The sequence below is a fragment of the Mesorhizobium escarrei genome (assembly GCF_935825525.1).
Classification (GTDB): domain Bacteria; phylum Pseudomonadota; class Alphaproteobacteria; order Rhizobiales; family Rhizobiaceae; genus Mesorhizobium; species Mesorhizobium escarrei.
The window spans coordinates 159,974-180,264 of record NZ_CAKXZT010000001.1 but is presented as its reverse complement, the minus strand read 5'-3'; the positions used below and the strand labels follow the sequence as shown (position 1 = coordinate 180,264).

Below are 20,291 nucleotides of genomic sequence, written 5' to 3'. Positions count from 1 at the left end.
ACCGGTTTTGCCCCGGTTACGCTTTGAAGTCGTAAGAGTTTAAAATCATACGACATTTTAAACGCAGCGTTCCGTCCAGCACCCCTCATCCGTCTCGGCGCTACGCGCCGATCCACCTTCTCCCACAAGGGGAGAAGGAGGCAGCGCGCCGGCCCTATCAGGCGGCTCCCGGACGGCTGGCGATCAGGGCGCGTCGCGCCGACCGGCGCCGCTCGACAGCGTCGGCAAGGCCGTGCAGCACCGTCTCGGTGGTTGTCCAGTCGATGCAGCCATCGGTGATGCTCTGGCCATAGACGAGCGGCTTGCCAGGCATGACCTCCTGCCGGCCGGCGACGAGGTTGCTCTCGATCATGACGCCGATGATGCGCTCGACGCCTGCCGCGACCTGGCCCGCGACGTCGGCCGCCACCATCGGCTGGTTCTCCGGCTTCTTGTTGCTGTTGGCGTGGCTGACGTCGATCATCAGCCGTGGTGCTACGCCGATCCGGCCGAGTTCCGCGCAGGCGGCAGCTATGCTCGTTGCGTCATAGTTCGGCACAATGCCGCCGCGCAGGATGACGTGGCAGTCCTCGTTACCGGTGGTCGTCGCGATGGCGCTGCGCCCGCCCTTCGTCACCGCCATGAAATGATGCGGCTGGGCGGCGGATTTCACCGCCTCGGCGGCGATCCGCAAATTGCCGTCGGTGCCGTTCTTGAAGCCGACCGGGCAGGACAGGCCGGATGCGAGTTCGCGATGGATCTGGCTCTCTGTCGTGCGCGCGCCGATCGCGCCCCAGGCGACGAGGTCGGCAATGTATTGCGGAGTGGCCATGTCGAGGAATTCCGTCGCCGCCGGAAGGCCAAGATTGTTGACTGCGGAGAGCACGTTGCGGGCCATCCGCAGGCCCTTGTCGATGTTGAAGCTGCCGTCCAGGTCGGGATCGTTGATCAGGCCCTTCCATCCAACCGTCGTGCGCGGTTTCTCGAAATACACGCGCATCACGATCTCCAGCCGGTCCGACAGGCTCTCGCGCAGCGCCACTAGCCGACTGGCATAGTCGACGGCAGCGATTGGGTCGTGGATCGAACTGGGGCCGACGACGACGACCAGCCGATCGTCGGCGCCGGTCAGCACGGCGTGGATAGCGTTGCGTGACGCAGCAACGGCGCGCGTCGCCGTCAGCGTGCGCGGTATCTCCCGCATCACGTCGTCCGGCGTACTCAGCTCTCGGATTTCCTTGACCCGAAGATCATCTGTGGTGGTCAACACGGCTTTCTGCTCCTGATTGGGAGACCTGCCGGCTAAAACAAAAAAGCCGCCAGATCTGGCGGCTGTTCGGATGTTGTTGCTGCAATCTTCAGATCGAGCGCAATCCTCCCGCCGCCAGCGAGCTGCCGTAGCTAAAGTACCAGAACGAGGCGGTCAGGTGAATCATGCCAGCCCTATAGCCGAAGCCACGGCGCTTGTCACGTTAAGATGAAGCTACTCAATGACGCTACTCCGGCGACGATCCGGCGATGTTCTGGTCGTAGTCGACCAGCGACCCGTTCATCACGCCGGATTGCGGGCTCAGCATATAGCTGATCAGCCTGGCAAGCTGGTCCGGCTTCACCAATTGGCCCATCGGCTGCGCGGCCTCGGCCTTTTCCAGCCAGTCGTCCGGCGCGTCGTGCCACTTCTTCTGCACGATCGCCTCGCCCTCGGTGTCCATCCAGCCGGGCAGCACGGCGTTGCAGCGAACGCGATTGCTGCGGTAGGCATTGGCGACATTCTTGGTCAGCGTCGCCAGTGCGCCCTTGCTCGACGAATAGGGCGCCAGGAAAGACTGGCCACAATGCGCCGACATCGACAGCACATTGACGATCGAGCCGGGCGCCTTGCGGTCGAGCAGGTGTGCCACGACACCCTGCATCAGGAAAAAGGGGCCGCGCACATTGGTCTGGAAGATCTGGTCAAAAAGATCCTCGGAGGTCTCGACCAGTGAGCCGCGGGCCGAGGTTGCGGCGGCGTTGACCAGCGCGTTGATCGTGCCGAAATGAGCGATCGCCGTTTCGACGACCCGCTTGCAATCGGCCACCACTGACACGTCGGCGCTGATGAAGATGGCGTCGATGCCGTTTTTCGCAAGTGCGGCGACCGCCTTGTCACCCTTCTCCCTGGAGCGGCCGACCAGCGCCAGGGCGCGGCAGCCCTCGTCGGCCAGCGCCTCGGCGACGGCGAAGCCGATGCCTTGCGCGCCGCCGGTGACGATGGCGCGTGTTTCTGAATTGCGACCGGCGGAACCGTTCATCGCCTTGCTCCTGTGCTTGATGGTCAGACTGTCTTGTCGAGGCGGACGGTCTTGCCTTCCCTCGCCGATTTCAGCGCCGCGTCCGCCAGCCTCAGCGCGACGAGCCCGTCCTTGCCGCTCGGCGCCGCCTTGTTGCCTGACGTCGCCGCTGCGATGAAGGCGGCGATCTCGTTGGCATAGGCGTCGAGGTAGCGGGTCATGAAGAAGTCGTGCAGCGGCGGGCGCGTATAGCCCGTTTCATTGGCCAGCTCGATCGACACCGGCCGCTGGTTTTCGGCCGCAACCATGCCTTTCGAGCCATGCACCTCGATGCGCTGGTCGTAGCCATAAGTGGCGCGTCGCGAATTGGAGATGATGCACTGCTTGCCGGAGGCGGTTTCGAGAATGACGCTGACGCTGTCGAAGTCGCCGGCCTCGCCGATTTTTTTGTCGACCAGCACCGAGGCGTGGGCGCTGACCGCCACCGGTTCCTCGCCGAGCAGGAAGCGCGCCATATCGAAATCATGGATGGTCATGTCGCGGAAGATGCCGCCCGAGCGGCCGATATAGTCGAGCGGCGGCGGGCCGGGATCGCGCGACGTGATGGTCACCATCTCGACCGTGCCGATGGCGCCGTCGTCGATCGCCTTGCGCACGGCGGCGAAATGCGGATCGAAGCGGCGGTTGAAGCCGACCATCAAAGTGGCGCCGGCCTCGTCGACCACGGCCAGGCATTCTTCCACTCGGCCGGCGTCGAGGTCGATCGGCTTCTCGCAGAAGATCGCCTTTCCGGCCCTGGCGAACCGCTCGATCAGATCGGCATGGGTATCGGTCGGCGTGCAGATGATGACCGCGTCGATATCTTTGGCTGCTTCGATGGCCTCGATGCTGCGCACTTCCGCGCCATAGGCCGACGCCAGATCGGTCGCCGCCTTCTCGAAGGCATCGGCAACTGCGACCAGCCTGGCCTGCGGATTGGAACCGACGGCACGGGCGTGGACCTTGCCGATGCGGCCGGCGCCGAGAAGAGCGAAGCGGAGAGACATGGAAATTTCCTTTGGGATTGTTCGAAATGGAAGTGCGTCTTTACTGAACCGTTTAGGGCAAGGCGCAGATTTTCTTGTTGCAGCTGATCGGCGACGGGCCGATGACCCGCCGCGCATCCGCCCTAAGCCGCAAGTTCCGCCTCCCCGGTCTTGGCGCCGGTGATGTATGAGACGATGTCGTTGCCGTCAGTGTCCTGCTTGCGCAGGTTGGCGACGATGCGGCCGCGCCGGAACACGACGATGCGGTCGACCAGGTCGAACACCTGGCGCATGTTGTGACTGATCAGGATCAGCGGCTCGCCATTGGCCTTCAGCGTGCGGATGATGTTTTCTACCTGCATCGTCTCCTGCACACCAAGTGCTGCCGTCGGCTCATCCATGATGATGAGCTTGGACGCGAAAGTCGCGGTTCTGGCGATTGCCACGCACTGGCGCTGGCCGCCCGACATGTGGCGGATGGTATTGGAAAGATTGGGAATCTTCACCGCCGTGCGGATCAGCGCTGCCTCGGTCGCCTTGCGCATGAACTTGCGATCGAGGATCGAGAAAGGCCCGAGATTGAACAGCACCTTTTCGCGGCCGAGAAACAGGTTCGACGGCACGTCGAGATCGTCGGCAAGCGCCAGGTTCTGGAACACGGTCTCGATGCCCGCCTCGCGCGCCGCGATCGGGCCGGCGAAGTTGACTTCCTTGCCGTCGAACCAGATTTTGCCGCTGGTGCGCTGCTCGACGGCGGTGATCTGGCGCACGAAGGTCGATTTGCCGGCGCCGTTGTCACCCATGATGGCGACATGCTCACCCTTGCGCAGTTCGAAATTCGCGCCTTCGAGCGCATGCACGCCGCCATAGTATTTGGTCAGGTTTTCGGTCTTCAGGACGATGTCTGACATGGTCAAGCCCTCATTGCCCGCAGGCGCTGGCGCCACTGGTCGAGAACGACTGCTCCGATGATGATCACGCCCTTGACCATCTCCTGGTAATAGGCGTCAAGGCGCAGGAAAGTGAAGCCGGAGATGATGACGCCGAAGATCAGCGCACCGATGACCGTGCCGATGATCGAGCCGCGGCCGCCCGACAGCGAGACGCCGCCGATGACCGCCATGGCGATCGCGTCCAGTTCGTACATCACGCCCATGCCGGCCTGAGCGGTGAGGTTCTTGGAGCTCAGCACCACGGCGGCGAGCGAGGCCAGGATGCCGGCGATGACGAACACGAGGATCTTGTGGTTCTTGACATTTATGCCTGACATGCGCGCGGCGTCCTCGTTGGAGCCGATGGCATAACAGTGCTTGCCGTACCTAGTGTATGACAGGATCAGCTGGAACAAAATCGCCAGCGATATGAAGATGATGACGGGCATCAGCCCCTTGCCGATGGCGGCGAAACTCTCGGTGGGAAACGAGATCGGCTGCCCCTTGGACCACCATTTGGCGACGCCGCGTGCGGTGACCATCATGCCGAGCGTGGCGATGAACGGCGGAATGCGAGTATAGGCGACCAGCGTGCCGTTGATCAGGCCCGCCAGCAGGCCGCAGCCGATCGCGACGAGCACCGGCACGATCACCGGCAGGTCGGTCCAGCCCTGCTCGATGAATATCGCCTTGGGGTTGGGGTTGCCGTTGACCGTCGCCACCTGGGCGAAGCTCATGGCGATCATCGCCGTGGCGCCGACGATCGAGCCGGAGGAAAGGTCGATGCCGCCGGAAATGATCACCTGCGTCACGCCGATGGCGATGATGCCGACGATCGACACCTGCAGGATGATGATCTGCAGGCGCGCCTCGTTGAAGATCGTATCGACATTGGCGCGGGTGTTGAACAGGAAGCTGTCGCCAAGAAAGACGCGGCCTATCAGCTCGAAGGCGCCGACGAGGATGATGAGCGCCAGGAAAACATTGAATTCGGCAGGCCATGTGCGCCTTTTCGCATCATAGCTCAGTCCGCCGACGCCATGGGTTGTCTGTGCCAAATCTTGATTCCTCCATCAGCCGTAGTCGCCCACCCGCCGCCTGTTTTGGCGACGAGGGGAAAGAGGAGCGGCGTTTTTTTGTTTTTCCAACATCGGACTCTCAAAACGGTCCGACGCTCTGCCGCCGCTCCCGATCGAAAAACGGTCCTCTGCCTCAGTTCTTCTGCAGGAACTTGTCGATGTTTGCCGGCGTGACCAGCTGGAAGGGGATGTAGACCTTCTGCTCGACCGCCTCGCCCTTGGAAAGCTTGAGCGCCGCGTCCAGCGCCCCGGCGCCCTGGCCAGCGGCATCCTGGAACACGGTGACGTCGAGATCGCCCGCCTGCATCGCGGAAAGCGCGTCCTGAGTGGCATCCACGCCGCCGACGACAACCGACTTCATGTCGATATTGGCAGCCTTCATGGCCTGGATGGCGCCGATGGCGCTCTCGTCATTGTTGGCGATCACGCCATCGAACGGCGCGCCGGTCGACAGCCAGTTGGTCATCAGGTTCTGTGCTTCCTCGCGTTTCCAGTTCGACGTCTGCTTGTCGATGATCTTGATGAAGCTGCATTCGGGAGTGGCGATCACATCGTCAATGTCCTTGGTGCGCTGCACCGCGGCCTGGTTCGACAACTCGCCCATGATCACATAGACATTGGCCTCGGTCTTGCCAGCTTCCTTGAACAGCCGGCAGACTTCCTGGGTCTCGAGCGTGCCTGACTCAACCTCGTTCGAGGCAACGAAAGCCTGGTTGTCAGGCAGCGCGTCGACATTGACTGGCTCGCGGTTGACATAGACCAGCGGAACGTTGGCCGCAGCCGCGGCATCCGACATTGCCTGGGTGGCCGAGGTGTCGACCGGGTTGACGATGATTGCGTCGACGCCCGAGGCGACGAAGTTCTTGATCTGGTCGAGCTGCTTGGCGACGTCGTTCTGCGCGTCCTCGACCTGCAGTTCCACGCCTTCCATGCCTTTGGCCTGCTCGATCATGCCGTTGCGCAGCACGGTGAGAAAATTGTCGTCGAACAGCGCCATCGACACGCCGATTTTGGCAGCGAGGGCGGACGAGCTCATCAGCGCCAGGAATGCGGCGCCCAACAGCAGCTTTTTCATTCTATTTCTCCTCCACAGAATTGGTGTCCGGCTGCACCGATCTACCCGGAATCCCCGATCTCCCAGGGAATCTCTCCCGATTGCTTCTCCGTTTCCGATGGCGACTTCCGCGTTGGCTGGAACGCCAAGCCCTCCGTTGAAACAGATGTTCCGGAACGAAAGAACCAAAATACCTAGTTGGTGAAATATTTATTCCATTCTGCGTGCGGGCGTCAAGGAGATTCCGAAATCGGCTGCCGGATTTTTCGGACAACGCAGCTGAGGGCCGGCAAATCTTCTGCAAGAATCCATCAGGCTGATGGTTCACATCACTGCCGACGCCCCGATCTAAACAGGATGTCTTGGCTGAGCCCAGATGTTCTGCCCGAACCTAGATGTTTTCCGGCAGATAGATGTCGAAGGGCAGGAAGGTCTGGCCCGGCGCATTGGCAGCGCCTGCTTCGATGGCATGCGCCATCAGCCCGACAAGCTCGCGGCATAGTGCTGCCAGCGGCGTCGAAATCACCATGGTCAGGATGTTGTCGGCGAGCGCCGCGCGCGATTCGGCGTTGATCTCATTGCAGACGACCACCGGCATGTTTGCCGGCCTGGCCGCCCGTAGCGCGGAAACCGCGCCTTCCATGCCGCCGCCGGCGACGTAGCAGCCGGCCAGATCCGGGTACCGCGCCAGAAGGTCGATCATCGCATCATGGGTCACCTGGTTGGCTTCCAGGTTGACCAGTGTCTCCATCACCGTGAATTCCGGCGCATGCTCGCGGAAAAATGATCTGAAGCCGATCTCGCGCAGCTCATGGCCATGAAAGCGATGGCTGCCGACGAAAAGGGCGACCTTGCCGGGCTTCCTCGCACCTCTGGCGATCATCCAGGCCGCGGTACGACCGACCTTGCGGTTGTCGAGGCCGACATAGCCCTCGCGGATGCCGGCTGCGAAATCGGATAGCAGGGAGAAGACGGGTTGCCCCCTCGCTTTCAGGGTCTCGACGGCTGCCGTCAGCGTCGGATGGTCCGGACCGACAAGGGCGACTGCCCTGGTTTTCGCCGCCAGCTTGCGCAACTGCGCGGCGATCTCGTCGGGGGCCAGCGAACTGGCGAAATCGATGGTTGCCACGCCGCGAAAGCGCTGCGATTGCGAAACCGCCAGTTCGATCTCCCGGGCGAAATCGCTGTAGAAAACATCATTGCCCCTCAGCAGCAGAAAGCCGAGCCGGTATTCCGGCAGTTCCTGGCGCATCCGCTGCTTGATCAGTCCGGCGGCGTGGTAGCCGATGCTGGTGGCGGCCTCATAGACGCGGCGCGCGGTTTCCTCGCGCACCGGCAGGCGATTGTTCAGCACCCGGTCGACGGTGGCGACGCTGACCCCAGAAATCCGCGCCAGATCGGTGATGGTCGGCCGTTTTGCCATACGCTTCCTGCCTGATTGCCTTGCATAGGCTTACATCATTCTGATGGGAAATGATAGAAACTATCTTCATGATGTTGAGCCTATCACGGCTTGGCGCTATTTTAGGGCATAGCACCTGTGGCAGAGGCACCCGTTCCGACGGATGCCGACGGAGGCAGCCTCAATGGAAGCGACACTATCCGCAATGCCGTGCCGGCGAGACTACAGCCTGCTCGGCCGCGACGCAAAACACGCCGTCGAGACCGGGCTGGCGGCGGCTGAATGGTATCATACCGATGTGCCCCGCAAGCAGATGAAGGAGCTGATGCAGCGCTCGGATGGGCCGGCGATCCGCGACACCATCATCTGGCTCTCCGCCCTGGTCCTGAGCGGCGCCGGCGGCGCCTGGTTCTGGGGCACTTGGTGGTGCGTGCCGTTCTTCTTCGTCTATGGCGTGCTCTACGGCTCTTCCACCGATTCACGCTGGCACGAATGCGGCCACGGCACCGCCTTCAGGACGCAGTGGATGAATGATGTGGTCTATCAGATCGCCTGCTTCATGATCATGCGCAACCCGGTGACCTGGCGATGGAGCCATACGCGGCATCACACTGATACAATCATCGTCGGCCGCGATCCGGAGATCGCGGTGATGCGCCCACCGGACCTGTTGCGCGTCGTGCTCAATTTCTTCGGCATTGTCGATGCCTGGCACGCCATGACCGACATGGTGCGCAATGCGGCCGGTATCATCAGCCCGGCGGAAAAGACCTTCATTCCCGAGCAGGAGCAGCCAAAGGCGATCCGCATTGCCCGCATCTGGACCGCGATCTATGCCGCGACAATCGCGCTGGCGCTCTATAGCGGGTCGTTCCTGCCCTTGATGCTGGTCGGTCTGCCCAGGCTTTACGGCGCCTGGCATCATGTCATGACCGGCCTGCTGCAGCATGGCGGTCTCGCCGAAAACGTCATCGACCATCGCCTCAACAGCCGCACCGTCTACATGAACCCGATCAGCCGCTTCATCTACTGGAACATGAACTATCATGTCGAGCATCACATGTTCCCGATGGTGCCCTATCACGCGTTGCCGAGGCTGCATGAGCTGATCAAGCACGATCTACCGGAGCCGACGCCATCGATCATGGCCGGCTATCGCGAGATGGTGCCTGCCTTCCTGCGCCAGCTGCGCAATGAGGACTATTTCCTCAAGCGCGAGCTGCCGCCGACCGCCAAGCCTTATCGCGACGAATTCCATAACGACAACGACGCCGTCGCGGCAGCAGCCGAATGATTTGCGCGCCTGTGCCGGGGCACGTTGACCAAGCAAAATTATGCCGGGAGGACCAATGAGCGACTGGGTCGAGGCCTGTGGTGCCGATGACATCGACGAAGAGGACGTGATGCGGTTCGACCATGACGGCCGCACCTTCGCCATCTATCGCAGTCCCGACGACGAATATTTCGCGACGGACGGTCTTTGCTCGCATGAGAAGGTGCATCTGGCCGATGGGCTGGTGATGGACAACATCATCGAATGCCCGAAGCACAATGGCCGCTTCAACTACAAGACTGGTGCAGCCAGGGGCGCACCGGTCTGCGTCAATCTCAGGACCTATCCGGTCAAGCTCGACGCCGGCAAAATCCTCATTCAGATCGGGTGACGATGATGGCGAAAGGAATGCTCATCATCGGCGCCGGCGAATGCGGCGGGCGGGCTGCCCTGACGCTGCGCGATCTCGGCTATGATGGCCCGGTGACGCTGGTCGGCGACGAGCCGCATCTGCCTTACGAGCGGCCGCCGCTGTCGAAAGACGCGATGACCAGCGATGCGCCCGCGATCAAGGCGATTGCCAGCGATGAGATCCTGGCCGAGAGATCGATCAGGCATATCCATTCGGTTCAGGCAGTGGAGATCGACCGCGCCGCGCATGGCGTGCGCCTGTCGGACGGTTCGGTCCTGCCTTACGACAAGCTGTTGCTGGCAACGGGATCGGTGCCGCGCAGACTGCCGATGCCGGGCCTCGGGCCGCGCTGCGTCTATCTCCGGACCTTCAACGACGCGCTGGCCATCCGCGCCCATCTCAGGGCCGGAAACCGCATCGCCATCGTCGGCGGCGGCTTCATCGGTCTTGAGCTCGCCGCCGCGGCACGCGGGCTGGGGGCCGCGGTCACCGTCATCGAGGCGCAGCCGCGCATCCTGATGCGCGGCGTGCCGGCCGAGATCGCCAAAATCATCCACCAGACGCATGAAGCCGAAGGCGTCAAAATCCTGTGCGGCGACGCCATCGCGGCGATCGCCGAGGACGGCGCCCAGGTGCGCATCGCGCTTGCCGGCGGACAGGACATCGTCGCCGATCTGGCGGTGATCGGCATCGGCGCCGTGCCGGTTACCGGACTTGCCGCGGAAGCGGGACTGACGATCGACAACGGCATAGCCGTCGATGCCGCGCTTCGCACCAGCGATCCGGACATCTTCGCCGCCGGCGATTGCTGCTCGTTTCCGCTTGCCGTGTATGGCGGCCGGCGCGTGCGGCTGGAGGCCTGGCGCAACGCGCAGGAGCAGGGCGCGCTTGCGGCCAGGAACATGCTGGGCGCCGGCGAGGCCCACGCGGCAGTGCCATGGTTCTGGTCGGATCAGTACGGCCTGACCTTGCAGATATCAGGCCTGTCGGACGAGGGCAGCAAGGTCGTGCGCCGCGACCTCGACGATGGCGCCTTCATCCTGTTCCATTTGGCGCAGGACGGCAGGCTGGTCGCGGCGAGCGGCATCGGCCCGGGCAATTCTGTCGCCCGCGACATTAGGCTAGCCGAGATGCTGATCGCAAGAAGGGCAAAGCCGGCGCCTGAGGCGCTCGGTTCGCAAACAATCAAGCTGAAGTCGCTGCTGGCGGCATGAGCCGTGGCGTGCCTATTCTCAAAAGCCGCGCCGTCCCTCATCTGCCTGCCGGCATCTTCTCCCCGTATGGTGACGGGGAGAAGGCGCTGACCGCACCCTCGGCATCCTTTCCGCTACGCTGGAGATTGGCGAAATCGTTCGCGGAGGCATTTTTCTCCCCGTCACTATACGGGGAGAAATGCCCGGCAGGGCAATGAGGGGCAGCGCAAACGCCCAAAGGGGGCGACTTCGGGTTTCAGCTCAAAGTCCAGATCTCAACACCCACCTAAAACAGCGCCTTCAGCTCCGGCAATTTGTCGTTGACCAGCCAACCATAGTAATTTTCCTCGGGCAGCTTCTCCGGCTCGCCTGCGGCGCGGCGCCTGTCGTTCTCGGCCTTCAGCACATGGGCGCGCTGTTCCGGATTGCCGACATTGTAGAGCGTCGATGTGATGCCGGGATTGCCCGATATGTCGAAGCCGGCAATGCTCTGATAGGCATCGATTGATTTTCGGATCGTCGCCGCGACATAGTCCAAGGTCAGATCCGGATCCATAATCGTCTTGTAGACCGCGTTCGGATCGCCGACGTCGAGCTTCGGCAGGCCGGAAACCTGGTGCACGAGATCGCTCATCTGCAAGGCGGTCAGCGGATTGAGCTGGCCCAGCCCAAAAGTCTGGCCGGCATAATAGGGCTGGAAGAAGGTGGCGCCGAAGCGGTCGTCGGGGAAGCTCTCACCGCCGACAGTCTTGCCGCGAAATGAAAGGTTCCACACCTGCTCGCGGCATTCCCAGAGCGCGTAACTGTCCGATTTGCCGACGCATTCCTGGAATTGCGGCCGTTGCACGAAATCGGCGATGTCCTCGCCTTCATAGGCGAAGGACAGCTTGCTCGACAGATAGGAGATCGCCTTGACGTAGTAGGTCTGCAGCCGGTCGTAGGCGTCGACATTGTAGGTGTGCTCGCCGACGATGGCGCCGACGATATGCATAGGATCGATGCCATAGGTCGCTGCGGCCTGCTCGATCTTGCCGCGAAGACCGGCGTCGTGCTGCAGCAGCGCATAGACCTTGCGGTATTTCGCCTGGAAGGTGGTGTTGGTGGCCTGGGTGCGCCGGCTTGAGGCACCCGGTATGTTGGGCTGCTCGGCATGACTGTTGCCCGGCGGCAGCATCGTCGCCGCTTCGGCGGCGAACATGGCTGTCGCCAGCGTCAGCCCAAGAATGACGAGGATCAGTTTTTTCATGCGCCGCCGCCTGCAACTGCGCATGACCCCGGAATCGATTTTCGGGGGTCATGCGCAGAACCAACTGTTAAAGCGCCCTTCGCAAGTCCAACGGATGCGCGACGCTGGTGTTGCCGGCAAACTAGGTAAAGCTGCAAGGCGAGTCGAGAGCTCCCCGGCCCGGCAAGACAAAATCTGGCCGGATGCTTCCATTTGGCCACACGTCTCAGAACCTGCCGGCTCGCCCGGCCTTGAAGAGTGGATCGCCTTGCTAAAGGATGAATCGCGACAAATCCGTGTTTCTCGACAGGTCGCCGACATGCTTGTCCACATAGCCGGCATCGACTGTCACCGACGTGCCGTGGCGGTCCGGGGCGTCATAGGAGATCTCATCCAGCACCCGCTCCATCACCGTCTGCAGCCGCCTGGCGCCGATGTTCTCGACGCTGGCGTTGAGATCGACGGCGATGCCGGCCAGTGAATCGATGGCGTCGTCGGTGAAGACGAGATCGACGCCCTCGGTCTTCATCAGCGCGATGTACTGCTTGATCAGGCTGGCCTCGGTCTCGGTCAGGATGCGGACGAAATCGTCCTTCTCCAGCGCCCGCAGCTCGACGCGGATCGGCAGACGGCCCTGCAATTCGGGCAGCAGATCGGATGGCTTGGCAACGTGAAACGCGCCCGATGCGATGAACAGGATGTGATCCGTCTTCACCGGTCCGTATTTGGTCGCGACCGTGGTGCCCTCGACAAGCGGCAGCAGGTCGCGCTGCACGCCTTCGCGGGAAACACCGGCGCCCATGCCGCCTTCGCGCGAGGCGATCTTGTCGATCTCGTCGAGGAAGACGATGCCGTCGTTTTCGGTCGATTCGAGCGCCCGGCGCACCACCTCGTCCTGGTCGAGCAGCTTGTCGGACTCGTCGCCGACCAGCACCGCGTAGGATTCCTTCACCGTCGTCTTGCGGGTCTTGGTCTTCTGGCCGCCCATCGCTTTCGACAGCATGTCGTTGATGTTCAACACGCCGATATTGGCGCCCGGCATGCCGGGGATCTCGAAGCCGGGCATGCCGCCAGTGCCGGTGTCGCTCACTTCGATCTCGATCTCCTTGTCGTCGAGTTCGCCGTCGCGCAGCTTCTTGCGGAAGCTGTCGCGCGTCGCCGGGCTCGCCGTCTTGCCGACGAGCGCTTCCAGCACGCGTTCCTCGGCATTGATATGGGCGCGCGCCTTGACGTCCTCGCGCATCTTCTCGCGCACCAGCCCGATGGCGATCTCGACCAGGTCGCGGATGATCTGTTCGACGTCGCGGCCGACATAGCCGACCTCGGTGAACTTGGTCGCCTCGACCTTGACGAACGGCGCGCCGGCAAGGCGCGCCAGGCGGCGCGAGATCTCGGTCTTGCCGACGCCGGTTGGGCCGATCATCAGGATGTTCTTCGGCATCACCTCTTCACGCATCTGGCCTTCGAGCTGCTGGCGGCGCCAGCGGTTGCGCAAGGCGATGGCCACGGCGCGCTTGGCGTCCTTCTGGCCGATGATGAAGCGATCGAGTTCCGAAACGATTTCGCGGGGCGAGAATGTCGTCATATCGCTAAATTCCACTTTGCCACTGCCGGATGGACTCGAACGGATGCAGCAGCATGATCACGTTGAGTGTCAGATTGTCCCTGATGATGTAGCCGACACCGAATTCGAAGATGAGAGCGAGGGTCACGATCACCCATATAGGAAGCCTGCGCGCCATCACAAATCCCAGCACCATCGCCAGCGTGTCGGCCACCGAATTGATGATGCTGTCGCCATAGTAATCCAGGGAAATTGTTCCGGCGCGGTAGCGCTCGATAATCAACGGGCTGTTCTCGAGAAGCTCCCAGCCGCCCTCTATGACGACGGCAAATGCCAGCCTGAGCCCGATCGGCGAACGCGGGAACAGAGCCCACGCCAGCGCGTAGAACAGGAAGCCGTGGATGATGTGCGAGAATGTGTACCAGTCGGAAATATGCTGGGAATTTTCCGAGCTCTGGACGATGCCGTGCCACAACTTGACATAGCCGCATTCGCAGATCGGCGTTCGGCCCATGCCGTAAAGGGCTCCAGCCTGGAATATAATCAGGCCGAGGACGAGCAGAAGTCCCATCCGCCAGCTGTCTTCATAGGCCGAGACGGTCTTGTCGGCGCCGCTTGTGCTCATGCTGGTACTGCCCCTCTTCGGCGCCTTATTCGGCGTCGCCCTATTCGATATTGCCCTCTTGGGCGTCGCCCTCTTCGGCGTCAATTGCCATCAGCACGGCGTCGCCATAATCCGATTGCCTGCGATCGATAGCTGTGAATCCGGCCTTTTCATAGGCACGGATCGCTCGTCCGTTGGACGGATCCGGATCGATGATGACACGCGGTGCCCCTTCTTCGAACAGCTGTTCCACGAACTGACGGACAATTGCTGACCCGTGCCCGCGTCCGACAAGCTCGGGCCTGCCGATCGACAAATCGATGCCGAGCGTGCCGAACGGCTGGTCGCTGTAGGGATGACCGTCCTCAAGATGCGGGTCGTAGCTCTGCATGTAGCCGATCGGCTCGCCGTCGAGCTCGATGATCAGCGGCTCGACGGAAATGCTGTCGATGTGTTCACGAATCTGCGCGATCTCCGTCTCGGGATCGTCCCACCACTCCGCGACATGCGGCTCGGCCAGCCATGCGGCGATCATCGGCAGGTCCGCCTCGGTCACCGGTCGAAAATCATATCTATTTTCTTGTCTGGCCATGATCTCCTCCGAACCGAAGGCCGGCGAAGCAAAAACCGGTTTCACTTTTCGGGACCATGGCCAGCGGCCGGCTCAGCCGGCATCGAGGGTTTCGATGACAAAATTGTTGTTGGTGTAGACGCAAATGTCGGATGCGATCTGCATCGCCTTGCGGGCGATTTCTTCGGCATCCTTGTCGCTGTCCATCAGCGCGCGCGCTGCGGCCAGCGCATAATTGCCTCCCGAACCGATCGCCATGACGCCATGTTCTGGTTCGAGCACGTCGCCGGTGCCGGTCAGCGCCAGCGAGACCGACTTGTCGGCAACCAGCATCATCGCTTCCAGCCGGCGCAGATAGCGGTCGGTGCGCCAGTCCTTGGCGAGTTCGACGCAGGCCCGCGTCAACTGCTCCGGATATTGTTCGAGCTTGGCCTCCAGCCGCTCCAGAAGCGTGAAGGCGTCAGCGGTGGCGCCGGCAAAACCGGCAATGACATTGCCGCTTTTGCCGATTCGGCGCACCTTCTTGGCGTTGCCTTTCATGATGGTCTGGCCGAGACTGACCTGGCCGTCGCCGGCAATCACCACCTTGCCGCCCTTGCGCACCGTCACGATGGTCGTGGCGTGCATGGTCAGTTGCTCAGACATCTTCTGCTCCGATCAGCACCGGTCCCGACAAGGGCGATTGGCGCGTTACGAGTGACTTGATCTGTCATATGTATGCATAGGTCGGATGATTGCCAACCGGCCATCAGCAAGGCTCGATATCCCCTGGCACGGCAACTGGCAATCGCCGGATCATGCTGCTAGAAGGCTCTCGTTTCCAAGCATGTGGACGCTTGGAACGCCTGAACTCCGGACAAGGATGAGCATGCCGCCCCGTTCCGCCAACGCAAGCCGCAAGACCAAGGAAACCGACATCTCCGTATCGGTCCAGGTCGACGGCTCCGGAAAATCCGATATTTCGACGGGCGTCGGCTTCTTCGACCACATGCTGGACCAGCTGTCGCGCCATTCGCTGATCGACATCACGGTGAAGGCCAAGGGTGATTTGCACATAGACGACCACCACACGGTCGAGGACACCGGCATCGCGCTCGGTCACGCTCTTGCCAAGGCACTGGGCGAGCGGCGCGGCATCATGCGCTATGCCTCGATCGATCTCGCCATGGACGAGACGCTGACGCGCGCGGCGATCGACGTTTCCGGCCGTCCTTACCTTGTCTGGAACGTCGCGTTCTCGTCGCCGAAGATCGGCACGTTCGACACCGAACTGGTGCGCGAATTCTTCCAGGCTCTGGCGCAGAATGCCGGCATCACGCTGCATGTCACCAACCACTACGGCGCCAACAATCACCATATCGCCGAGACCTGCTTCAAGGCGGTGGCGCGTGCGCTGCGTTTCGCGCTTGAAAGCGACCCGCGCCAGCCTGACGCGGTTCCTTCCACCAAGGGTTCTCTGAAGGGATAGGCCATGGCCGTCTATGTCGTGATGGAACCGCCGGGCCGCGGCGAAAAGCCTGACACAACGGCCTTTGTCCGTGATGGGTTTTCCTGGCTTGGCTTCCTCGTGCCGCCGCTATGGCTGCTCTGGCACCGGTTGTGGGTCGAGGCAGCACTGGCGTTTGTCGCCATGGCTCTGCTTTCGCTGCTTGCCGAAGGGCTGAGCCTTGGGCTGGCCGGCCCGCTGCTGTCGCTGCTGGTATCGCTCTTTGTCGGGCTGGAAGGGCAGGCCTTGCGGATCGCCGCACTGCGCCGTCGTGGCTGGCACGAATGGGGCGTCGTCGAGGCCGACAGGCTCGACGATGCCGATACGCGCTATGTGCTGGAAGCCGAAGCGCATGCAGATGAGCAAGCGCCAGTGCCGCGTATCGTTCCGGACGCGGCCCATGCCCGGCCGGCGCAGACGGGAATGGTGCTCGGACTGACGCACACGCCGGGAAGACCCTGACATGCGGGTCGCGATCATCGATTATGGCTCGGGCAACCTGCGCTCGGCCACCAAGGCCTTCGAGCGCGCCGCGCACGAAGCCGGCATCGCGGCCGCCATCGACCTGACCGCCGATGCCGAGCGTGTCAGAACCGCCGACCGCATCGTCCTGCCCGGCGTCGGCGCCTATGCCGATTGCGCGGCCGGGCTGCGCGCTGTGGCCGGCATGTGGGAGGCTGTCGAGGAGGTCGCGATCGTCAAGGCGCGGCCGTTCCTCGGCATCTGCGTCGGCATGCAGCTGATGTCGGAGCGGGGCCTGGAAAAGACCGTCACGACAGGCTTTGGCTGGATCGCCGGTGACGTCAAGGAGATCACGCCGGCCGATCCTGCGCTAAAAATCCCGCAGATCGGCTGGAACACGGTCGAGCTCACGCGCAAGCATCCGCTGTTTTCCGGCATTCCGACCGGCAGCAAGGGGCTGCACGCCTATTTCGTTCATTCCTACCATCTCGATGCGCAGAAGCCGGACGAGGTGCTGGCGATTGCCGACTATGGTGGTCCGGTTACAGCTGCTGTTATCAGCGACAATCTCGCCGGCACGCAGTTTCATCCCGAAAAGAGCCAGGCGCTTGGCCTGGCGCTGATCACCAATTTCCTGCGCTGGAGGCCATAAGAAAATGAGCAAGAAAGGCTACTGGATGGCGATGGTCGATGTCCGCGATCCCGAGGGCTATAAGCAGTATATCGAGGCGAACGCGGCGGCGTTTGCGAAATATGGTGCGAAGTTTCCGGTGCGTGCGGGGCGTTACGCGAACCCGGAAGGGCCGACAGGCAACCGCCACGTCCTGGTGGAGTTCGAGTCCTACGACAAGGCGATAGAATGCTACGAATCGCCTGAATACCGGGAGGCATTGAAGTACAGGCTTGCCGCCTCGACCGGTCACTTCGTCATTGTTGAAGGCGCCTGAACGGTGATCCTGTTCCCGGCCATCGACCTGAAGGACGGCAAGTGCGTGCGCCTGAAGCACGGCGACATGGCGACCGCGACGATTTACAATGACGACCCGGCGGCCCAGGCCAGGGCGTTCGAGCAACAGGGCTTTGAATGGCTGCATGTCGTCGACCTCAACGGCGCCTTCAAGGGCCAGAGCGTCAACGGCGCGGCGGTCGGCGCCATTCTCAAGGCAACGAAAAACCCGGTGCAGCTCGGCGGCGGCATCCGCACCCTGGCGCAGGTCGAGGACTGGCTCGATCGCGGGCTGGCCCGGATCATTCTCGGCACGGTGGCCGTGCGCGATCCGGATCTGGTCAGGCGGGCCTGCAAGGCATTCCCGGGCAAGATCGCCGTCGGCATCGACGCCAAGGGCGGCAAGGTGGCGGTCGAGGGCTGGGCCGAGGCCTCCAGTCTCGGCGTCATCGAACTGGCGAAGAAGTTCGAGGGCGCCGGCGTTGCCGCCATCATCTACACCGACATCGACCGCGACGGTGTGCTGACCGGCATCAACTGGGACGCCACCATCGATCTTGCCGACGCCGTGTCTATCCCGGTCATCGCCTCCGGCGGGCTCGCCTCGATCGCCGACATCGTGCGCATGACGATGCCCGACGCGCAAAAGCTCGAAGGCGCAATCTCAGGGCGTGCACTTTATGACGGACGTATCGACCCGGCCGAGGCATTGGCGATCCTGGCGGCCGGACCGGAGAAGGCGAGGGCGCGATGAAACTTTCGATCATCCTCGCACCCTATGACAGCGGCCTCTACCATGCCGGCTTTGGCCAGGGCCCCGACGCCATCATTGCCGGCGGCCTTGTCGATGAACTTGCCTTGCGCGGCCATGATGTCGTCGTCGAGGACATCGGCGAGGTCGGCGATGCCCAGAAGCGCGAAATCGCGACAGGTTTCGCGGTTTGTCGGGCAGTTGCCACCAAGGTCGACATGGCGCGCGACGATGAGCGTTTTCCCATCGTGCTCACCGGAAATTGCCTGACCGCCGCCGGTGCAGTGGCTGGCGATGCCGCTGATTCGCTCATCTGGATCGATCAGCATGGTGACCTCAATACGCCCGAGACGTCTGCCTACGGCTTTCTCGACGGCATGGCGCTGGCGACGACGCTGGGGCTCTGCTGGCGGCCGATGACGTCAGCGATTCCCGGCTTCAAGGCGATCGACCCGTCGCGGTGCATGCTGGTCGACGCGCGCGACCTCGATCCAGATGAAAGGCGGCTTCTGGAGACGTTGCCGATCATTCGCGCCCAATGGACCGATGCACTCGACAATATCAGAAAGCTCAAGGCGGCCGGCGCGGCCCAAGCGCATTTGCATCTTGATCTGGATGTTCACGATCCGGATGTGCTGCAAGTGAACCGCTATGCGCTGCCGGGAGGTCCAAATCCGGAGCAACTGCGGCAACTGGTTTGCGGGCTGGCCAAGTCGATCCCGATCGTCGGCATCACCCTGTCCGCCTACGATCCTGCATTTGACGCCAAGGGGGAGGTTCCGCCTGTCGTTGGGCAATTGCTTGGCGATTTTCTTGCCGCACATGCGAGGATCTGATGCTGAAGGCCCGCGTCATCCCCTGTCTCGACGTCAAGAACGGCCGCGTCGTCAAAGGCGTCAATTTCGTCGACCTGATCGATGCCGGCGATCCGGTCGAGGCGGCCAAGGCCTATGATGCCGCCGGCGCCGACGAACTCTGCTTCCTCGACATTACCGCTTCGTCCGAAAATCGCGAAACCATCTTCGACATCGTCGCCCGCACCGCCGAACAATGCTTCATGCCGCTGACCGTCGGCGGCGGCGTACGCCAGATCGCCGACATAAGAAAGCTGCTTTTGGCCGGCGCCGACAAGGTATCGATCAATACGGCGGCGGTGAAGAATCCCGATTTCGTCGCCGAGGCGGCCGACAAGTTCGGCAACCAGTGCATCGTCGTCGCCATCGATGCCAAGAAAGTGTCGGGCGAAGGCGAGGTCGACCGCTGGAAGATTTTCACCCATGGCGGCCGCGAGAAGACCGGCATCGACGCGGTCGAATTCGCTCGGCAGATGGTCGATCGCGGCGCCGGCGAGATCCTGCTGACGTCGATGGACCGCGACGGCACCAAGGCCGGCTACGACATCGCGCTCACCCGCGCGGTCGCCGACGCGGTGCGTGCGCCGGTCATCGCCTCCGGCGGCGTCGGCACGCTCGATCACATGGTCGAGGGCATTCGCGACGGCCATGCCGGCGCGGTGCTGGCGGCATCGATCTTCCATTTCGGCACCTACAGCATTGCCGAGGCCAAGGCGCACATGGCCCGCGCCGGCCTGCCGATGCGACTGGACACCCCAGGAGATCGGCTCTAAAGCATGATCCCGAACCGAAGGTCCGCGCCAGCCAAAAGGGGGAACCGGTTTCGGGAAAGATCATGCTTAAACAAGCAGATAGATGGCGCCATGGCTGAGTTTTCGCTCTCCGAGCTAGAGACAATCATAAGGGAACGCGCGCATTCCGGCGATCCGGAGTCGTGGACGGCAAAGCTGTTCGCGCGCGGCATCGACAAGGCGGCACAGAAGCTCGGCGAAGAGGCGGTCGAAACGGTAATCGCGGCCGTTGGCGGTGACAGACAAGCCCTCGTTTCGGAAAGCGCCGATCTCATCTATCATTGGCTCGTCGTTCTGGGCGTCGCCGGCGTTCCGCTTGCCGATGTCCTGACCGAACTCGAGCGCCGCACCGGTCGTTCTGGTATCGCCGAAAAGGCGTCTCGGCAGGACCGGGGCTGATCGCTGCGGAGGGCAGGAA

The 20,291-nt window shown here is 62.5% G+C and carries 23 protein-coding genes; 11 read left to right on the top strand and 12 right to left on the bottom strand.

The genetic code is table 11. From position 1 onward, the window contains the following. Window positions 1-157 precede the first annotated feature (157 nt). The 7 genes from NMG80_RS00850 to NMG80_RS00820 all read right to left on the bottom strand — a co-directional run bounded on the left by NMG80_RS00850 (window position 158) and on the right by NMG80_RS00820 (window position 7,762). Window positions 158-1,249, bottom strand: coding sequence for a 3-deoxy-7-phosphoheptulonate synthase (locus NMG80_RS00850; protein WP_301942119.1), 1,092 nt, complete (start codon window positions 1,247-1,249; stop codon window positions 158-160). A 226-nt stretch (window positions 1,250-1,475) separates the two neighbouring features. Continuing rightward, the gene (locus NMG80_RS00845; RefSeq protein WP_254016367.1) at window positions 1,476-2,270 is read right to left on the bottom strand and encodes an SDR family oxidoreductase; all 795 of its coding nucleotides are present in this window, start codon (window positions 2,268-2,270) and stop codon (window positions 1,476-1,478) included. A 23-nt stretch (window positions 2,271-2,293) separates the two neighbouring features. Next, window positions 2,294-3,295, bottom strand: a complete 1,002-nt coding sequence (gene iolG / locus NMG80_RS00840) for an inositol 2-dehydrogenase (protein WP_254016366.1) — start codon at window positions 3,293-3,295, stop codon at window positions 2,294-2,296. Window positions 3,296-3,417: 122 nt separating this feature from the next. Next, a complete protein-coding gene (locus NMG80_RS00835) occupies window positions 3,418-4,185 on the bottom strand; it encodes an ATP-binding cassette domain-containing protein (RefSeq protein ID WP_254016365.1) in 768 nt (255 codons plus the stop codon). A 2-nt stretch (window positions 4,186-4,187) separates the two neighbouring features. Further along, window positions 4,188-5,264, bottom strand: coding sequence for an ABC transporter permease (locus NMG80_RS00830; protein ID WP_254016364.1), 1,077 nt, complete (start codon window positions 5,262-5,264; stop codon window positions 4,188-4,190). Window positions 5,265-5,418: 154 nt separating this feature from the next. Continuing rightward, window positions 5,419-6,360, bottom strand: a complete 942-nt coding sequence (locus tag NMG80_RS00825; RefSeq protein WP_254016363.1) for a sugar ABC transporter substrate-binding protein — start codon at window positions 6,358-6,360, stop codon at window positions 5,419-5,421. 370 nt (window positions 6,361-6,730) lie between these two features. Beyond that, entirely contained in the window at window positions 6,731-7,762 is a 1,032-nt protein-coding gene (locus tag NMG80_RS00820) for a LacI family DNA-binding transcriptional regulator (protein WP_254016362.1), read from the bottom strand. A 163-nt stretch (window positions 7,763-7,925) separates the two neighbouring features. On the opposite strand from NMG80_RS00820, the gene NMG80_RS00815 reads away from it, so the two are divergent. The 3 genes from NMG80_RS00815 to NMG80_RS00805 are packed head-to-tail and all read left to right on the top strand — an operon-like array spanning window position 7,926 to window position 10,640. Continuing rightward, a complete protein-coding gene (locus tag NMG80_RS00815; RefSeq protein WP_254016361.1) occupies window positions 7,926-9,035 on the top strand; it encodes a fatty acid desaturase family protein in 1,110 nt (369 codons plus the stop codon). Window positions 9,036-9,090: 55 nt separating this feature from the next. After that, the gene (locus NMG80_RS00810) at window positions 9,091-9,405 is read left to right on the top strand and encodes a MocE family 2Fe-2S type ferredoxin (RefSeq protein WP_254016360.1); all 315 of its coding nucleotides are present in this window, start codon (window positions 9,091-9,093) and stop codon (window positions 9,403-9,405) included. 17 nt (window positions 9,406-9,422) lie between these two features. Then, complete coding sequence (locus NMG80_RS00805) at window positions 9,423-10,640, top strand: NAD(P)/FAD-dependent oxidoreductase (RefSeq protein WP_254016359.1); 1,218 nt, start codon at window positions 9,423-9,425, stop codon at window positions 10,638-10,640. A gap of 265 nt (window positions 10,641-10,905) precedes the next feature. On the opposite strand, the gene NMG80_RS00800 is transcribed toward NMG80_RS00805, so the two are convergent. From NMG80_RS00800 to hslV, 5 genes are all read right to left on the bottom strand, one after another. Further along, window positions 10,906-11,865: a DUF1402 family protein gene (locus tag NMG80_RS00800; RefSeq protein WP_254016358.1), complete on the bottom strand. Its 960-nt coding sequence runs from the start codon at window positions 11,863-11,865 to the stop codon at window positions 10,906-10,908. A 250-nt stretch (window positions 11,866-12,115) separates the two neighbouring features. Further along, a complete protein-coding gene (gene hslU, locus NMG80_RS00795) occupies window positions 12,116-13,429 on the bottom strand; it encodes an ATP-dependent protease ATPase subunit HslU (protein ID WP_254016357.1) in 1,314 nt (437 codons plus the stop codon). A gap of 4 nt (window positions 13,430-13,433) precedes the next feature. Further along, the gene (locus NMG80_RS00790) at window positions 13,434-14,033 is read right to left on the bottom strand and encodes a DUF2585 domain-containing protein (RefSeq protein ID WP_202364995.1); all 600 of its coding nucleotides are present in this window, start codon (window positions 14,031-14,033) and stop codon (window positions 13,434-13,436) included. Between the two features lie 40 nt (window positions 14,034-14,073). Further along, window positions 14,074-14,604: a GNAT family N-acetyltransferase gene (locus tag NMG80_RS00785; protein WP_254016356.1), complete on the bottom strand. Its 531-nt coding sequence runs from the start codon at window positions 14,602-14,604 to the stop codon at window positions 14,074-14,076. 72 nt (window positions 14,605-14,676) lie between these two features. Then, window positions 14,677-15,228: an ATP-dependent protease subunit HslV gene (hslV, locus tag NMG80_RS00780; RefSeq protein ID WP_254016355.1), complete on the bottom strand. Its 552-nt coding sequence runs from the start codon at window positions 15,226-15,228 to the stop codon at window positions 14,677-14,679. Window positions 15,229-15,451: 223 nt separating this feature from the next. Between hslV and hisB the strand changes: the two genes are divergently transcribed. The 8 genes from hisB (at window position 15,452) to NMG80_RS00740 (ending at window position 20,272) form a co-directional block, all read left to right on the top strand. Continuing rightward, entirely contained in the window at window positions 15,452-16,051 is a 600-nt protein-coding gene (gene hisB / locus NMG80_RS00775; RefSeq protein ID WP_254016354.1) for an imidazoleglycerol-phosphate dehydratase HisB, read from the top strand. Between the two features lie 3 nt (window positions 16,052-16,054). After that, window positions 16,055-16,531: a DUF2628 domain-containing protein gene (locus NMG80_RS00770; RefSeq protein ID WP_254016353.1), complete on the top strand. Its 477-nt coding sequence runs from the start codon at window positions 16,055-16,057 to the stop codon at window positions 16,529-16,531. A gap of 1 nt (window position 16,532) precedes the next feature. After that, window positions 16,533-17,183, top strand: coding sequence for an imidazole glycerol phosphate synthase subunit HisH (gene hisH / locus NMG80_RS00765; protein ID WP_254016352.1), 651 nt, complete (start codon window positions 16,533-16,535; stop codon window positions 17,181-17,183). A gap of 4 nt (window positions 17,184-17,187) precedes the next feature. After that, window positions 17,188-17,478 carry a DUF1330 domain-containing protein gene (locus tag NMG80_RS00760; protein ID WP_023796919.1) on the top strand — a complete coding sequence of 97 codons (291 nt, stop codon included), beginning with the start codon at window positions 17,188-17,190 and terminating at the stop codon, window positions 17,476-17,478. Window positions 17,479-17,481: 3 nt separating this feature from the next. Next, window positions 17,482-18,231: a 1-(5-phosphoribosyl)-5-[(5-phosphoribosylamino)methylideneamino]imidazole-4-carboxamide isomerase gene (gene hisA / locus NMG80_RS00755; protein WP_254016351.1), complete on the top strand. Its 750-nt coding sequence runs from the start codon at window positions 17,482-17,484 to the stop codon at window positions 18,229-18,231. Next, window positions 18,228-19,064: an arginase family protein gene (locus tag NMG80_RS00750; protein WP_254016350.1), complete on the top strand. Its 837-nt coding sequence runs from the start codon at window positions 18,228-18,230 to the stop codon at window positions 19,062-19,064. The genes hisA and NMG80_RS00750 overlap by 4 nt, the downstream gene beginning before the upstream one ends. Then, entirely contained in the window at window positions 19,061-19,855 is a 795-nt protein-coding gene (gene hisF, locus NMG80_RS00745; RefSeq protein ID WP_254016375.1) for an imidazole glycerol phosphate synthase subunit HisF, read from the top strand. Before NMG80_RS00750 ends, hisF begins: the two co-directional genes overlap by 4 nt. A gap of 90 nt (window positions 19,856-19,945) precedes the next feature. Beyond that, complete coding sequence (locus NMG80_RS00740; protein ID WP_254016349.1) at window positions 19,946-20,272, top strand: phosphoribosyl-ATP diphosphatase; 327 nt, start codon at window positions 19,946-19,948, stop codon at window positions 20,270-20,272. The last annotated feature ends 19 nt before the right edge of the window (window positions 20,273-20,291 follow it).

What these genes read in the sequence shown, in the direction of transcription:
- NMG80_RS00835 (WP_254016365.1), bottom strand. Translation starts at nt 4,185, where the DNA reads ATGTCAGACATCGTCCTGAAGACCGAAAACCTGACCAAATACTATGGC.
- NMG80_RS00825 (WP_254016363.1), bottom strand. Translation starts at nt 6,360, where the DNA reads ATGAAAAAGCTGCTGTTGGGCGCCGCATTCCTGGCGCTGATGAGCTCG.
- iolG (WP_254016366.1), bottom strand. Translation starts at nt 3,295, where the DNA reads ATGTCTCTCCGCTTCGCTCTTCTCGGCGCCGGCCGCATCGGCAAGGTC.
- NMG80_RS00740 (WP_254016349.1), top strand. Translation starts at nt 19,946, where the DNA reads ATGGCTGAGTTTTCGCTCTCCGAGCTAGAGACAATCATAAGGGAACGC.
- NMG80_RS00810 (WP_254016360.1), top strand. Translation starts at nt 9,091, where the DNA reads ATGAGCGACTGGGTCGAGGCCTGTGGTGCCGATGACATCGACGAAGAG.
- hslU (WP_254016357.1), bottom strand. Translation starts at nt 13,429, where the DNA reads ATGACGACATTCTCGCCCCGCGAAATCGTTTCGGAACTCGATCGCTTC.
- NMG80_RS00770 (WP_254016353.1), top strand. Translation starts at nt 16,055, where the DNA reads ATGGCCGTCTATGTCGTGATGGAACCGCCGGGCCGCGGCGAAAAGCCT.
- NMG80_RS00760 (WP_023796919.1), top strand. Translation starts at nt 17,188, where the DNA reads ATGAGCAAGAAAGGCTACTGGATGGCGATGGTCGATGTCCGCGATCCC.
- NMG80_RS00815 (WP_254016361.1), top strand. Translation starts at nt 7,926, where the DNA reads ATGGAAGCGACACTATCCGCAATGCCGTGCCGGCGAGACTACAGCCTG.
- NMG80_RS00790 (WP_202364995.1), bottom strand. Translation starts at nt 14,033, where the DNA reads ATGAGCACAAGCGGCGCCGACAAGACCGTCTCGGCCTATGAAGACAGC.
- hisH (WP_254016352.1), top strand. Translation starts at nt 16,533, where the DNA reads ATGCGGGTCGCGATCATCGATTATGGCTCGGGCAACCTGCGCTCGGCC.
- hslV (WP_254016355.1), bottom strand. Translation starts at nt 15,228, where the DNA reads ATGTCTGAGCAACTGACCATGCACGCCACGACCATCGTGACGGTGCGC.
- NMG80_RS00845 (WP_254016367.1), bottom strand. Translation starts at nt 2,270, where the DNA reads ATGAACGGTTCCGCCGGTCGCAATTCAGAAACACGCGCCATCGTCACC.
- NMG80_RS00785 (WP_254016356.1), bottom strand. Translation starts at nt 14,604, where the DNA reads ATGGCCAGACAAGAAAATAGATATGATTTTCGACCGGTGACCGAGGCG.
- NMG80_RS00820 (WP_254016362.1), bottom strand. Translation starts at nt 7,762, where the DNA reads ATGGCAAAACGGCCGACCATCACCGATCTGGCGCGGATTTCTGGGGTC.
- NMG80_RS00805 (WP_254016359.1), top strand. Translation starts at nt 9,423, where the DNA reads ATGCTCATCATCGGCGCCGGCGAATGCGGCGGGCGGGCTGCCCTGACG.
- hisB (WP_254016354.1), top strand. Translation starts at nt 15,452, where the DNA reads ATGCCGCCCCGTTCCGCCAACGCAAGCCGCAAGACCAAGGAAACCGAC.
- NMG80_RS00800 (WP_254016358.1), bottom strand. Translation starts at nt 11,865, where the DNA reads ATGAAAAAACTGATCCTCGTCATTCTTGGGCTGACGCTGGCGACAGCC.
- NMG80_RS00750 (WP_254016350.1), top strand. Translation starts at nt 18,228, where the DNA reads ATGAAACTTTCGATCATCCTCGCACCCTATGACAGCGGCCTCTACCAT.